11 protein-coding genes are annotated in these 13,387 nt (G+C 61.9%); 8 read left to right on the top strand and 3 right to left on the bottom strand.

Annotation, left to right across the window (positions count from 1 at the left end):
- The first annotated feature begins 115 nt into the window (after nt 1–115).
- Nucleotides 116–796: a response regulator transcription factor gene (locus tag ACF8K2_RS22205; protein WP_186555266.1), complete on the top strand. Its 681-nt coding sequence runs from the start codon at nt 116–118 to the stop codon at nt 794–796.
- Nucleotides 774–2,156 carry a sensor histidine kinase gene (locus ACF8K2_RS22200; RefSeq protein WP_392467643.1) on the top strand — a complete coding sequence of 461 codons (1,383 nt, stop codon included), beginning with the start codon at nt 774–776 and terminating at the stop codon, nt 2,154–2,156. The genes ACF8K2_RS22205 and ACF8K2_RS22200 overlap by 23 nt, the downstream gene beginning before the upstream one ends.
- A gap of 147 nt (nt 2,157–2,303) precedes the next feature.
- Here ACF8K2_RS22200 and cysS read toward each other — a convergent pair whose 3' ends face one another.
- Both cysS and ACF8K2_RS22190 read right to left on the bottom strand, forming a co-directional pair.
- Entirely contained in the window at nt 2,304–3,686 is a 1,383-nt protein-coding gene (cysS, locus tag ACF8K2_RS22195) for a cysteine--tRNA ligase (protein ID WP_186555264.1), read from the bottom strand.
- A 9-nt stretch (nt 3,687–3,695) separates the two neighbouring features.
- The gene (locus tag ACF8K2_RS22190) at nt 3,696–5,399 is read right to left on the bottom strand and encodes a glutamine--tRNA ligase/YqeY domain fusion protein (RefSeq protein ID WP_392467641.1); all 1,704 of its coding nucleotides are present in this window, start codon (nt 5,397–5,399) and stop codon (nt 3,696–3,698) included.
- A gap of 260 nt (nt 5,400–5,659) precedes the next feature.
- Here ACF8K2_RS22190 and ACF8K2_RS22185 point away from each other — a divergent pair, with 260 nt between their 5' ends.
- The 4 genes from ACF8K2_RS22185 (at nt 5,660) to ACF8K2_RS22170 (ending at nt 9,859) form a co-directional block, all read left to right on the top strand.
- On the top strand, nt 5,660–6,163 hold the full coding sequence (locus tag ACF8K2_RS22185; protein ID WP_186555262.1) for a peptidylprolyl isomerase: 504 nt from the start codon (nt 5,660–5,662) through the stop codon (nt 6,161–6,163).
- The gene (locus ACF8K2_RS22180; RefSeq protein WP_392467639.1) at nt 6,160–6,882 is read left to right on the top strand and encodes a UDP-2,3-diacylglucosamine diphosphatase; all 723 of its coding nucleotides are present in this window, start codon (nt 6,160–6,162) and stop codon (nt 6,880–6,882) included. The genes ACF8K2_RS22185 and ACF8K2_RS22180 overlap by 4 nt, the downstream gene beginning before the upstream one ends.
- Nucleotides 6,883–7,087: 205 nt before the next feature.
- A complete protein-coding gene (locus tag ACF8K2_RS22175; RefSeq protein WP_186555260.1) occupies nt 7,088–8,851 on the top strand; it encodes an L-lactate permease in 1,764 nt (587 codons plus the stop codon).
- Nucleotides 8,852–8,893: 42 nt separating this feature from the next.
- Nucleotides 8,894–9,859, top strand: a complete 966-nt coding sequence (locus tag ACF8K2_RS22170; protein WP_392467637.1) for a ribonuclease Z — start codon at nt 8,894–8,896, stop codon at nt 9,857–9,859.
- Nucleotides 9,860–9,914: 55 nt separating this feature from the next.
- Here the strand turns inward: ACF8K2_RS22170 and ACF8K2_RS22165 are convergent, their stop codons facing one another.
- Nucleotides 9,915–11,318 (bottom strand): purine-cytosine permease family protein, encoded by a 1,404-nt coding sequence (locus ACF8K2_RS22165; RefSeq protein WP_392467635.1) that lies wholly within the window; start codon nt 11,316–11,318, stop codon nt 9,915–9,917.
- Nucleotides 11,319–11,637: 319 nt separating this feature from the next.
- Here ACF8K2_RS22165 and ACF8K2_RS22160 point away from each other — a divergent pair, with 319 nt between their 5' ends.
- Together ACF8K2_RS22160 and ACF8K2_RS22155 are read left to right on the top strand one after the other, a co-directional pair.
- On the top strand, nt 11,638–12,123 hold the full coding sequence (locus ACF8K2_RS22160; RefSeq protein WP_186555257.1) for a flavin reductase family protein: 486 nt from the start codon (nt 11,638–11,640) through the stop codon (nt 12,121–12,123).
- Nucleotides 12,124–12,218: 95 nt separating this feature from the next.
- Nucleotides 12,219–13,262 carry an LLM class flavin-dependent oxidoreductase gene (locus ACF8K2_RS22155; protein WP_186555256.1) on the top strand — a complete coding sequence of 348 codons (1,044 nt, stop codon included), beginning with the start codon at nt 12,219–12,221 and terminating at the stop codon, nt 13,260–13,262.
- The last annotated feature ends 125 nt before the right edge of the window (nt 13,263–13,387 follow it).

Here is a 13,387-nt window from a genome sequence, read left to right as displayed (position 1 = left end):
CCATCACCACAGAACCCGAAAGCCTCCTATCAGTCGCGCAGATGAATTTTTCTTAAATCGCCGTTTGTCTATTCTTTGGCACAATCAAGTCTCCATTCGCCGCCCAGGAACCAGCATGACCCGCGTACTGACCATCGAAGACGACGCCGTCACCGCCCAGGAAATCGTCGCTGAACTGTCCAGCCACGGCCTTGAGGTGGACTGGGCCGATAACGGCCGGGAAGGCTTGTCCAAGGCCATTGCCGGTGGCTATGACCTGATCACCCTCGACCGCATGCTGCCCGAGGTCGATGGCCTGACCATCGTCACAACCTTGCGCAACCTCAAGATCGCCACGCCGATCCTGATGATCAGCGCCCTGTCCGATGTCGACGAACGCGTGCGCGGCCTGCGCGCTGGCGGCGATGACTACCTGACCAAGCCATTCGCCTCCGACGAGATGGCCGCCCGGGTCGAAGTGCTGCTACGGCGCAACAGCGTGCCCATGACCCAGACCCGCCTGCAGGTCGCCGACCTTGAGCTGGACCTGATCAGCCACGAAGCACGCCGCGGCGAACAGACCCTGAATCTGCTGCCTACCGAGTACAAGCTGTTGGAATACCTGATGCGCCATTCCGGCCAGGTGATCACCCGGATGATGATCTTCGAGGAGGTCTGGGGCTATCACTTCGACCCCGGCACCAACCTGATCGATGTACACATTGGGCGCCTGCGCAAGAAGATCGACTCGCCCGGCCAGTCGCCGCTGATCCGTACCGTACGGGGCTCGGGCTATGCCATTGCTGAACCCGTCTAAGGGCTGGAGTTCCTCGACCAGCCGCCTGTTGGCGCTGTACAGCTTTCTGTTCGTGGCCTGGAGCAGCATCCTCATGGGGGTGCTGTACTTCGAGGTCTCCAGCTACCTGAACAAACTCACCCGCCACTCGATGCTGCAGCGCCAGCACTTGTTCGCTCACATGAGCGGCAAGCAGCTGGACGATGCACTGATTGCCAGCCAGGCCTTCGAAGAGCGTAGCTTTGACGCCTACGGGCTGTTCGACGCCCAGCTCAATCCGATTGGCGGGCGGATCCGCAGCATACCGCCGGAGTTGGGGCTGGACGGCAAGATCCATGAGCTCAAGCGTTGCCTGGACGCAGATGACCCACACATGCTCAGCGATAGCTGCGATGCCGTGGCGATCAAGGTTCAGGATGGCCGCTGGCTGGTGCTGCTACGCGATAACGGCTCGTTGTTCGTGGTCACCCGGATCATCCTCGATGCCTTGCTCTGGGGCATCTCGCTGACCCTGATCCCAGGCTTCGCTGGCTGGTATTTGCTGCGCCGACGCCCGCTCAAACGTATCCGCGCGGTGCAGGCCAGCGCCGAGTTGATCGTCGCCGGCGACCTGACCCACCGCCTGCCGCTGTCGGCACGCCGCGATGAGCTGGACATGCTCGCCGCCATCGTCAACGCCATGCTCGATCGCATCGAGCGGCTGATGCACGAGGTCAAGGGTGTGTGCGACAACATAGCCCATGATCTGCGCACACCGCTGACCCGCCTGCGCGCACAGCTTTACCGGATTCGTCAGCAAAGTGGCGATGATTCGCCGCAGGCCGAGGCGCTGGACCAGGCCATTGGTGAAACCGACACGCTGATGGCGCGTTTTCGCGGCTTGCTGCGCATCAGCGAGTTGGAAGACCGCCAGCGCCGGGCCGGGTTCGTGGAACTCGATCCGCATGCGCTGTTAGTCGAGCTGCATGATTTCTACCTGCCGCTGGCCGAGGATGGCAGCATTCGCCTGAGCTTGGAGCAGCCGGCGCAGTTGGCGGCGCTGCACGGTGATCGCGAACTGCTGTTCGAGGCGTTGGCCAATCTGGTGGGTAATGGCATCAAGTTCACCCCAGAGGGCGGCCAGGTGAGGATCGTCGCCCGGCAGGATGCCGAGGGCGTACATATTGCTATCGAGGACAGTGGCCCGGGGATTCCCGAGCAGGAACGGGCTGCGGTGTTGAAGCGGTTTTATCGCAGTGACGAAGGTCACCGGCATCCAGGGTTTGGGCTGGGATTGTCGATCGTGGCGGCGATCGTGGATTTGCATGGGTTTAGGCTGGAGGTTGGCGAGAGCGAGCTCGGCGGGGCGAGGTTGGTGCTGCACTGCCCGCTGGTCAGTTGAAGCCTGGGGCCGCTTTGCGGCCCATCGCAGGCGAGCCAGCTCCTACAGGGAGCGCGCTGCTCTTGGGCATGGCTGTACCTATAGGAGCGGGCTTGTCGGGGCGCCGAACCGCCGCAAAGGGCTGCAAAGCAGCCCCCAAATGCCAGATCAGTCAGCCAGACGCCAGGTAGTCGCGCCCTTGCTGTCCTCCAGCACCACGCCCATGGCCGTGATCTGGTCACGAATCCGATCAGACTCCGCCCAGTTCTTGTCAGCACGTGCCTGCAGACGCGCCTGAATCAACGCCTCCACCTGCGCCGCATCGACCTTGCCTTCGGCACCGGCACGCAGGAAGTCATCCGCCTCCAGCTGCAACACGCCCAGCACATCGCCCAGCTCACGCAGACGACCGGCCAGGCCAGCGGCGGCCTGCGGATCGCTGTCGCGCAGGCGGTTGATTTCACGCACCAGGTCGAACAGCACCGCACAGGCTTCCGGCGTACCGAAGTCGTCGTTCATCGCCACGCTGAAGCGCTCGACGAACTCTTCACCACCGGCCGCAGCCACCCGCGGCAAGCCGCGCAGGGCGTGGTAGAAACGCTCCAGGGCGCCCTTGGCATCGCGCAGGCTGTCTTCGGAGTAGTTGATCGCACTGCGGTAGTGACTGGCCACCAGCAGGTAGCGCACCACTTCCGGGTGGTACTTCTCGAGCACGTCGCGGATGGTGAAGAAGTTGTTCAACGACTTGGACATCTTCTCGCCGTTGATACGGATCATGCCGCAGTGCATCCAGGCGTTGGCGTACTGCTTGCCGGTGGCCGCTTCGCTCTGGGCGATCTCGTTCTCGTGGTGCGGGAACTCCAGGTCGCTGCCGCCACCGTGGATGTCGAAGCTCTCGCCCAGGCAGCAGGTGGACATCACCGAGCACTCGATGTGCCAGCCCGGACGACCCGGGCCCCATGGCGACTCCCAGCTCGGCTCGCCGGGCTTGACGCCCTTCCACAGGACGAAGTCGAGCGGGTCTTGCTTGGCCTCGTCGACTTCGATGCGCGCGCCAATGCGCAGGTCTTCGATCTTCTTGCGCGACAGCTTGCCGTAGCCGACGAACTTGCCGACCCGGTAGTACACGTCGCCGTTACCCGGCGCGTAGGCATAGCCCTTGTCGATCAGGGTCTGGATCATGGCGTGCATGCCGGCGATGTGGTCGGTGGCACGCGGCTCTTGATCGGGCGGCAAGATGTTCAGGCGGCGCTCATCTTCGTGCATCGCGTCGATCATGCGGGCGGTCAGCGCATCGAACGTCTCGCCGTTCTCGTTGGCGCGGTTGATGATCTTGTCGTCGATGTCGGTGATGTTGCGCACGTAGGTCAGGTCGTAGCCACTTTTACGCAGCCAACGGGTGACCAGGTCGAACGCCACCATGCTGCGGCCGTGGCCCAGGTGGCAGTAGTCGTACACGGTCATGCCGCAGACGTACATGCGCACCTTGTTGCCATCGAGCGGCTTGAAGGCTTCCTTGGTCTTGCTCAGCGTGTTGTAGATGTTAAGCACGGCGATTCCTTAGCTACCCCAGGAGTCACGCAGGGTGACGGTGCGGTTGAACACCGGGCGGCCCGGCTGGGTGTCTTTCAGGTCGGCGCAGAAGTAGCCTTCGCGCTCGAACTGGAAACGGTCTTCAGGCTGGGCGTTGCCCAGGGAAGGTTCCGCACGACAACCGGTCAGCACCTGCAGCGAGTCTGGATTGATGTTGTCCAGGAAGCTGCCGCCCTCCTCGGTCTTCTCCGGGTTGGCCGAGCGGAACAGGCGATCGTACAGGCGTACTTCGCATTCGACGCTGGTGGCGGCCGGCACCCAATGGATCACGCCCTTGACCTTGCGCCCCTCGGGGTTCTTGCCCAGGGTGTCGGGGTCGTACGAGCAGCGCAGTTCGACGATGTTGCCAGCGGCGTCCTTGATCGCCTCGTCGGCGCGAATCACGTAGCTGCCGCGCAAGCGCACTTCACCGTTTGGCTCAAGGCGCTTGTAGCCTTTTGGCGGCTCTTCCATGAAGTCGTCACGGTCGATGTACAGCTCACGGGCGAACGGCAGTACGCGCACGCCCATGTCTTCTTTGGGGTGACGTGGCAGCTCGAGGTTTTCCACCTGGCCTTCTGGATAGTTGCTGATCACCACCTTCAATGGACGCAGCACGCACATGGCGCGCGGCGCATTGCGGTCGAGGTCGTCACGGATGCTGAACTCGAGCATATTCATGTCGACCACGCCATCGGAGCGGTTGGTGCCGATCATTTCGCAGAAGTTGCGGATCGATGCCGGGGTGTAGCCGCGACGGCGGAAGCCCGACAGGGTCGACATGCGCGGGTCGTCCCAGCCATGCACGTGCTGCTCGTCGACCAGCTGCTTGAGCTTGCGCTTGGAGGTAATGGTGTAGTTCAGGTTCAACCGGCTGAATTCGTACTGGCGCGGATGGGCCGGCACCGGCAGGTTGTCCAGGAACCAGTCGTACAGTGGACGATGACCTTCGAACTCCAGGGTGCAGATCGAGTGGGTGATGCCCTCGATCGCGTCCGACTGGCCGTGGGTGAAGTCGTAGTTGGGGTAGATGCACCACTTGTCACCGGTCTGGTGGTGGTGGGCATGGCGGATGCGGTAGAGGATCGGGTCGCGCAGGTTCATGTTCGGCGAGGCCATGTCGATCTTGGCCCGCAGCACCCGCTCGCCGTCCTTGAACTCGCCGGCCTTCATGCGCGCGAACAGGTCGAGGTTTTCCTCGACGCTACGCTCGCGGAACGGGCTGTTCTTGCCAGGCTCGGTCAGGTTGCCCCGGTACTCCTTGGCCTGCTCAGGCGTCAGGTCGCAGACATAGGCGTTACCCGACTTGATCAGCGCTACGGCCCAGTCGTGCAATTGGTCGAAATACTGCGAGGCGTAACGCACCGGACCTGCCCACTCGAAGCCCAGCCACTTGACATCATCCTGGATGGCGTCGATGTATTCCTGATCTTCCTTGGCCGGGTTGGTGTCGTCGAAACGCAGGTGGCAGACGCCGCCGAACTCTTTGGCCAGGCCAAAGTTGACGCAAATCGACTTGGCATGGCCGATGTGCAGGTAGCCGTTAGGCTCCGGCGGAAAGCGGGTGACGATTTGCGTGTGCTTGCCCGAGTCCAGGTCGGCCTGGACGATCGGCCGCAGGAAGTTCGCAGGGACGGCGGGAGCGCCTTTGGCAGCGGCGTTGGGCGCGTTGTCGGCAGTGGGCTTGCTCATAGGATCCTTGAATGCACGTATTCGGCCTGGGTAGGCCTATTGAATCAAAGGGCCTATCATAGCCGAAGCAGTCAAGCTGCTGACAGCCGGGCACCGACAAAGTGGCACGATTTATCGCAGTGTTTATCGCGACGGTGTAGCGTAATCCGGCAAAATGGCCGCCGCGCACTTGTGTCGCGCTCGCCCGATCCTGCGTCAGGTGACAATATGCGCACCTGTGCACCCTATTTCCAAAATGCCTTGATAGAGCGAATTTCAGCATGTCCAAAGTCAAATTGAGCACCAACCACGGCGACATCGTCCTGCAACTGGATGCCGAAAAGGCCCCGCTGACCGTTGCCAACTTCCTGGAATACGTCAAAGCCGGCCACTACAGCAACACCGTGTTCCACCGTGTGATCAAGGGCTTCATGATCCAGGGCGGCGGTTTCGAACCAGGCATGAACGAAAAACGCGACAAGAAGCCAAGCATCCAGAACGAGGCCGACAACGGCCTGAAGAACGACAAGTACACCATCGCCATGGCCCGTACCATGGAGCCGCATTCGGCCTCCGCGCAGTTCTTCATCAATGCCTCGAACAACGACTTCCTCAACCACAGCGGCAAGAACGTGCAGGGCTGGGGCTACGCCGTGTTCGGTAAAGTGACCGAAGGCCAGGACGTGGTCGACAAGATCGAAGGCGTTGCCACCGGTTCCAAGGCCGGCCACCAGGACGTGCCGAAAGACGACGTGATCATCGAGAAAGCCGAGATCATTGAGTGATTCTGCTGATCTCTGATCTGCACCTGCAAGAAGAACGCCCGGACATTTCCCGGGCGTTTGTTGATCTGCTCGAAGGCCGTGCGCGTCACGCCAAAGCGCTGTACATCCTGGGCGACTTCTTTGAAGCCTGGATCGGCGATGACGCCATGACCCCTTTCCAGCAGTCGATCTGCCAGGCCTTGCGCCAGCTCAGCGACGCTGGAACGGCGATCTACCTGATGCACGGCAACCGCGACTTTCTGCTTGGCCAGGACTTCTGCAAGGCCGCTGGCGCCACGCTGCTGGACGACCCTTGCGTGGTCGAGCTGGGTGGCGAGCCCGTACTGCTGATGCACGGCGATACCTTGTGCACCCGCGACCTGGGCTATATGAAGCTGCGCCGCTACCTGCGCAACCCGCTGAGCCTGTGGATCCTGCGGCACCTGCCGCTGTCCACCCGGCAAAAGCTGGCGCGCAAGCTGCGTAGCGAAAGCCAGTCGCAAACGCGCATGAAAAACACCGAGATCGTCGACGTTACCCCTGAGCAAGTGCCCCTGGTGATGGCTGCGCACGGCGTGCGTACGCTGGTGCATGGGCATACCCACCGGCCGGCGATTCACAAGCTGGTGGTCGAGGGTCAGCCCGCACGGCGTATCGTGCTCGGCGACTGGGACCGCCGCGGCTGGGCGTTGCAGGTCGATGAACAGGGCTTCCAGCTGGCCCCGTTCGACTTCAACTGATCTGCTTCTCACTGCTCAGCCCTGGCTTGATTGGCGGCCTGCCCGCGAACACGCCAGGGCTGATGCAACTCAAATGGATGCAAACGGCACATTGCTGCCCTGCAACTGCACGCGAACAAATCCTTCCTATACTGCACCTGGCGTCCTTGCAGTGCCGACCGCCCATTCAATGCAATACCTCCCATAACAACAAGCGAGGTGGCAGATGGTTTGGCAGCAGATCTACGATCCGTTCGGGAGCCCCTGGCTCTCCACCCTCATGGCCGCAGTCCCCGTCGTGGTGATGCTGGCGGCACTGGCGTTCTTCCACATCAAAGCGCATATCGCCGCCCTGCTCGCCCTGGCGTCGGCCTTGCTGATCTCCATTCTGGCGTTCGACATGCCCGCCAACATGGCAGGTTCTGCGGCGTTGTACGGCGCGGCCAACGGCCTGCTGCCCATTGGCTGGATCGTGCTCAACATCATCTTCCTGCACCGCCTGACCACCGAAAACGGCTCGTTCAAGGTGCTGCAGGACTCACTCGCACGCATCACTGACGACCGTCGCCTGCAGTTGTTGCTGATCGCGTTCTGCTTCGGCGCCTTTTTCGAAGGAGCGGCGGGCTTTGGCACACCGGTGGCGGTGACCGGGGCGATTCTGATCGGCCTGGGCTTTTCGCCCCTGGCCGCCTCGGGCCTGGCGCTGATAGCCAACACCGCGCCCGTCGCCTTCGGCGCCCTGGGCACGCCGATCATCACCCTGGCCAAGGTCACCGGTCTGGATGAAATGGAGCTGTCGATGATGGTCGGTCGACAGTTGCCGTTCTTCTCGGTGATCGTGCCGTTCTGGTTGATCTGGGCGTTTGCCGGCTGGCGCAAGACGATCGAAATATGGCCGGCGATTCTGGTGGCCGGGGTCAGCTTCGCCATTCCGCAGTTTCTGGTGTCGAACTACCACGGGCCAATGCTGGTGGATGTGATCGCCGCACTGATCTCCATGGCCTGCCTGACCGGCTTTTTGCGGGTGTGGAAACCGGCCACGGTGCACACCTCTGCTGCACTCACCGGGCGGGTGGACAATTCCAAGGTCGAAGCCGACCCCAAGGCGCCTGCTGGCGATACCCTGGCCTTCAGCCAGTCGGACCGGCGCACGGTGCTGCGGGCGTGGATGCCTTGGATCATCCTCACGGTATTCGTCTTCGCCTGGGGCACGGCCAGCTTCAAGAACCTGTTCGATACCCGCCCCGCGCTGGACCCTGCTACAGGCGTAGTGATGATGGACGCGCAGGGCAAGCCGCTGCGTGAAGCCAACCCAATCTTCGCCCCGAGCATCACGTTCGAGGCCATCCACCAGCAGATCGAAAAAGTCCCGCCTGTTGTGCCCACGCCGAAAAAAGAGGACGCGGTGTACAAGTTCACCTGGCTGACCTCGACCGGTAGCGGGATCTTGCTGGCGGCGATTCTCGGCGGCCTGCTGATGGGCTATTCGCCGCTAGCCCTGGCCAAGCAGTACCTGCGCACGATCTGGGTGGTGCGTTATTCGCTGATCACCATCGTCGCGATGCTCGCCCTGGGGTTTCTCACGCGCTACTCAGGGCTGGATGCGACCATGGGCCTGGCGTTTGCCGCCACCGGCATTTTCTACCCGATGTTCGGCACCCTGCTGGGCTGGCTGGGGGTCGCCCTGACCGGCTCGGACACCGCCTCCAACGTGCTGTTCGGCGGGCTGCAGCGGGTGACCGCCGAGCAACTTGGCCTGAGCCCGGTACTGATGGCTGCGGCCAACAGCTCCGGTGGGGTGATGGGCAAGATGGTCGATGCGCAGTCGATCGTGGTCGCCTCCACCGCGACCCGCTGGTATGGGCATGAAGGCGAGATCCTGCGCTATGTGTTCTTCCACTCGGTGATCCTGGCGATTCTGGTCGGCGGCCTGGTGACCTTGCAGGCGTACGTGGCGCCGTTCACGGCGATGGTGGTCGGCGGCGGCTGAAAGTCTGGGTAAAATGCCGATTTATCCGTAGAGGATCCTGCAATGGACCTGCAGTTTCTGGGCACCTCCTCCGGGGTGCCCACCAAGGCCCGCAATGTCAGCGCCACGGCCGTGATCGAGGCCTCAGGCAAAGGCTGGTACCTGGTCGATTGCGGCGAAGGCACGCAACACCAGCTGCTGCACACCCCACTGTCGATGCGCGATCTGCGCGCCATTTTCATCACCCATGTGCATGGCGATCACTGCTATGGCCTGCCCGGTTTGCTGGCCAGTGCCGGCATGTCTGGGCGCAGCGAACCACTACCGATGATCCTGCCGCTGGCCTTGCACGACTGGCTACGCCAAAGCCTGGCCGTGAGCCAGACCTACCTGCCCTTCGAGCTGCACTTGCAGGCTGTGGAAACCCTCCAGCACTGGAGCAGCGCCCAGGTGCAGGTGAGCACCGTCGAGCTGTCGCACCGGGTGCCCAGTTATGGCTTCGTGTTTAGCGAAATCAATCCCGAGCCGCGCCTGGATACCGACAAGCTGCTGGCCGATGGCATTGCCCGTGGGCCGCTGTGGGGTGAGCTGGCCCAGGGCCGCTCGGTCGAGCACGCCGGCCAACAGCTCGTTGCGCAGGATTACCTGAAGCCCTCGCGCCCGCCACGACGCGTCATCGTCTGTGGCGACAACGATTCACCGAACCTGTTGGCCGAGGTCGCCAAAGGTGCCGATGTGCTGGTGCATGAAGCGACCTTCACCCAGCCGATCCTGGCGCGTGCACAGTCGAACTTCGGCCATAGCACTGCCGCCGCTGTCGCACAGTTCGCCCACGCTGCGGGGGTGCCTAACCTGGTGCTGACGCACTTCAGTGCCCGCTACCAGGACAATCCGCAGCGCAGCCCCTCGATCGATGATGTACGTGCCGAGGCGTTGGCCCATTACAGCGGGCAGCTGATCCTGGCGCGAGATCTACAGCGTTACCACCTTGACCGGGAAGGCCGCCTGCAGCCGATAGCCAGCCTTTGAGGCGCATCGCTAACAGCCACGACCACCAAGGGCCGCAACGCGGCCCCTGATCTGCTTACTCATTCACACTCAAGGCGCGCGCCGCTCTTTCGCTGCGGCCACGCGTCGCCAGGCAGTAATACAGCGGGCACGTCACCAACAAGCCAAACAACCAGGACAGGTCCGCGCCTTCCACCAGGTTCGAATACGGCCCGACATACAGCGCGGTATTGGCAAACGGCAACTGCACCAGGATGCCGCAGGCATAGGCAATGATCGCGTGCGGGTTGAACCGGCCATAGATCCCGCCATCGGCGCGGAAGATCGAGGCGATGTCATACACGCCCTTCTTGATCAGGTAGAAGTCGATCAGGTTGATCGAAGCCCACGGCACCAGCACCAGCAGCAACGCCAGGATCAGGCCGATGAACTGGCCGATGAAATCCGCCGACGCGTTCAACGCGACCAGGCCACAACCGAGCAGAATCACCGCAGCGAGGATTACTCGCAGCTTGATGCTCGGCGTCCACTGGGCCACGAAGGTCTGGATCGCGGTGACGATCGACAGCACCGCGCCATACAGGTTGAGCGCGTTGTGACTGATGATGTTGAGCAGGAACAGCACCATCAGAATCGGCCCCAGCCAGCCTGTGGCCTGCTCGACCGCAGCCATGGCGTCGGTCCCTTCCGGCACGCACAGCACGGCAATGGCACCAAAGCTGAAGCACAGGATGGTGCCCAGGGTGGCCCCCAGGTAAGTGGCCCAGAACGGCTTGGCGATCCCGATTTCACGCGGCAGGTAGCGCGAATAGTCGGAGGTGTAAGGCGAAAAGCTGATCTGCCAGATGGTGCCCAACGACACCGTGGCGATAAAGCCCGACAGGTTGAAGCTGCCACGGCTGAAGAAGTCTGCCGGCAGGTCCTGGATGAACATCATGATGAAGCCTGCCAACAGCGCCGAGCCCATTACCCAGGTGCCGATGCGGTTGAGGGTATGAATGAAGCGGTAGCCAATCACCCCAATCGCCGTAGCGCTCAAGGCACCGATGACGATGGCCGTCGGCATCGGCACGCTGGGGGCAATGCCATGGATCGACTTGCCAGCCAGGACAATGTTGGAAATGAAGAAGCCGATGTAGATCAGCGCGGTGAAGAACACGATCAGCAACGCGCCGTAACGGCCGAACTGGCCACGGCTCTGGACCATCTGCGGAATGCCCAGCTGCGGCCCCTGCGCAGAAGCCAGGGCGATGACCACGCCGCCCAGCATGTGGCCAAGCACAATGGCAATCAGCCCCCACAGCAGGTTCAAGTGGAACACCTGGACCACCATGGCACCGGTGACGATAGGCAGTGGCGCAATGTTGGTGCTGAACCAGAGGGTGAACAGGTCGCGCGCCTTCCCATGGCGCTCGGCAGGTGGAACGTAATCGACCGTGTGATTCTCGACAAACTGGTGTTGCGACGACGGTTGGGACATAGGATTTCAGCTCGAAAGGGTCGTTTTTTATCGTTGTAGGAAACCGCTCTGGGCGGCCTCTCAGCTGCGGACCATATTATGGTATTCCAAGCTTTTGACAACACTGCACCGCCCGAAAATAACCTAACTGATCCGGTTCAGCAGCCCACCGGCTGAGCGTGATTATTTGGCTAAGCCACGTTTTACGCGGCCTTGCGCCGCTCATCGTGATTTTCACCAGGCGGAAAATTCCGCTTGCAAATCGAGTATTACGGTATACCATCAGACACATCAACGATAAAAAGCGGACCACCGCTACCCCTGCGAAGAGGATCACTTCATGATCGACGCAACCGTCTACAAGAACGTTTTGGGTTCCTTCCCTTCCGGCGTCACTGTCATCACCACCCTGGACGACGACGGCCAGATCGTCGGCCTGACCGCCAGTGCCTTTTCCTCGCTGTCGATGGATCCGCCACTGGTGCTGTTCTGCCCCAACTACAGCTCCGACTCCTACCCGGTACTGATGCAGAAAAAGCGCTTTGCCATTCACCTGCTTTCCGGTGAACAGCAGGCCGAAGCCTATGCCTTCGCCAAAAAAGGCAAGGACAAGGCCGCCGGTATCGAGTGGACCTTGAGCGAGCTGGGCAACCCGCTGCTGGCCAATGCCACCGCCATCATCGAATGCGAGCTGTGGCGTGAATATGAAGGTGGCGACCACGCCATCATGGTTGGCAAAGTGCAGAACCTGATCGTCCCCGAGCAAGCGCCACTGCCGATGATCTACTGCCGCGGCAAAATGGCCAGCCTGCCCGCCTTCGCCTGAGCGCACCTATCCTGTCGATGGGTGCCGGGCGCGCCCGTCGTGGTTTCTGGCGCCTGCCCAGGCAGGCGCGACATTCAAGCTTCGAGGAAAGCCCCATGAAATTTTCGTTGTTCGTGCACATGGAACGTTGGGATGAACAGGTCAGCCACCGCCAGCTGTTCGAAGACCTCACCGAACTGACCCTGATGGCCGAGGACGGCGGTTTCAGCACCGTGTGGATCGGCGAACACCACGCCATGGAATACACCATCTCGCCCAGCCCGATGCCATTGCTGGCGTACCTGGCGGCGCGCACCGAAAACATCCGCCTGGGCGCCGGCACCATCATCGCGCCGTTCTGGAACCCGATCCGGGTAGCCGGTGAATGCGCCCTGCTCGATGTGATCAGCAACGGTCGGATGGAAGTCGGCCTGGCCCGTGGCGCCTACCAGTTCGAGTTCGACCGCATGGCCAACGGCATGCCGGCTACCGACGGCGGCAAGGCCCTGCGCGAGATGGTCCCGGCGGTGCGCGAACTGTGGAAAGGCGACTATGCCTTTGAAGGTGAGGTGTACAAGTTCCCCACCTCCACCAGCGTGCCCAAGCCGGTACAGAAAGGCATGCCGCCGATGTGGATCGCCGCACGCGATCCGGATTCGCACAACTTTGCCGTGAAAAACGGCTGCAATGTCATGGTCACCCCGCTGATGAAGGGTGACGAAGAAGTGCTGGACTTGAAGAACAAGTTCCAGGCCGCGCTGGACAACAACCCGGACGTGCCGCGCCCGCAGTTGATGGTGCTGCGCCACACCCACGTGCACAGCCCGGCGGAGCCAGACGGCTGGAAGATCGGCGCCCAAGCCATCTCGCGCTTCTACCGCACCTTCGATGCCTGGTTCGGCAACAAGACCACCCCGGTCAATGGCTTCCTTGAGCCGAGCCCTGAGTCGAAATTCGCCGAAGTGCCCGCGTTCGAGCTGGAAAACATTCGCAAGAACACCATGATCGGCACGCCTGAAGAAATCATCGCGCGGATCAAGTACTACCAGGAACTGGGCGTCGACGAGTTCAGCTTCTGGTGTGACAACAGCCTGCCGCATGCCGAGAAGAAGAAGTCGCTGGAGCTGTTCATCAAGGAAGTGGTGCCGGCGTTCAACTGAATTCCCATTGCCTGATTGATTGCGGGAAGCGCCCGCTCCGGCTGCTGCAGGAGCGGGCATTTTTTTGCTTGCTTGGCGCAGCAAGGTGGCAGCGGCGGTGGCCTTTTCGCGGGCAAGCCCGCTCC

The organism is Pseudomonas sp. xss_2 (genome assembly GCF_043104195.1).
Classification (GTDB): Bacteria; Pseudomonadota; Gammaproteobacteria; order Pseudomonadales; family Pseudomonadaceae; genus Aquipseudomonas; species Aquipseudomonas urmiensis.
The sequence above is the reverse complement of the archived record's forward strand: the minus strand, read 5'-3'. Positions and strand labels throughout refer to the sequence as shown.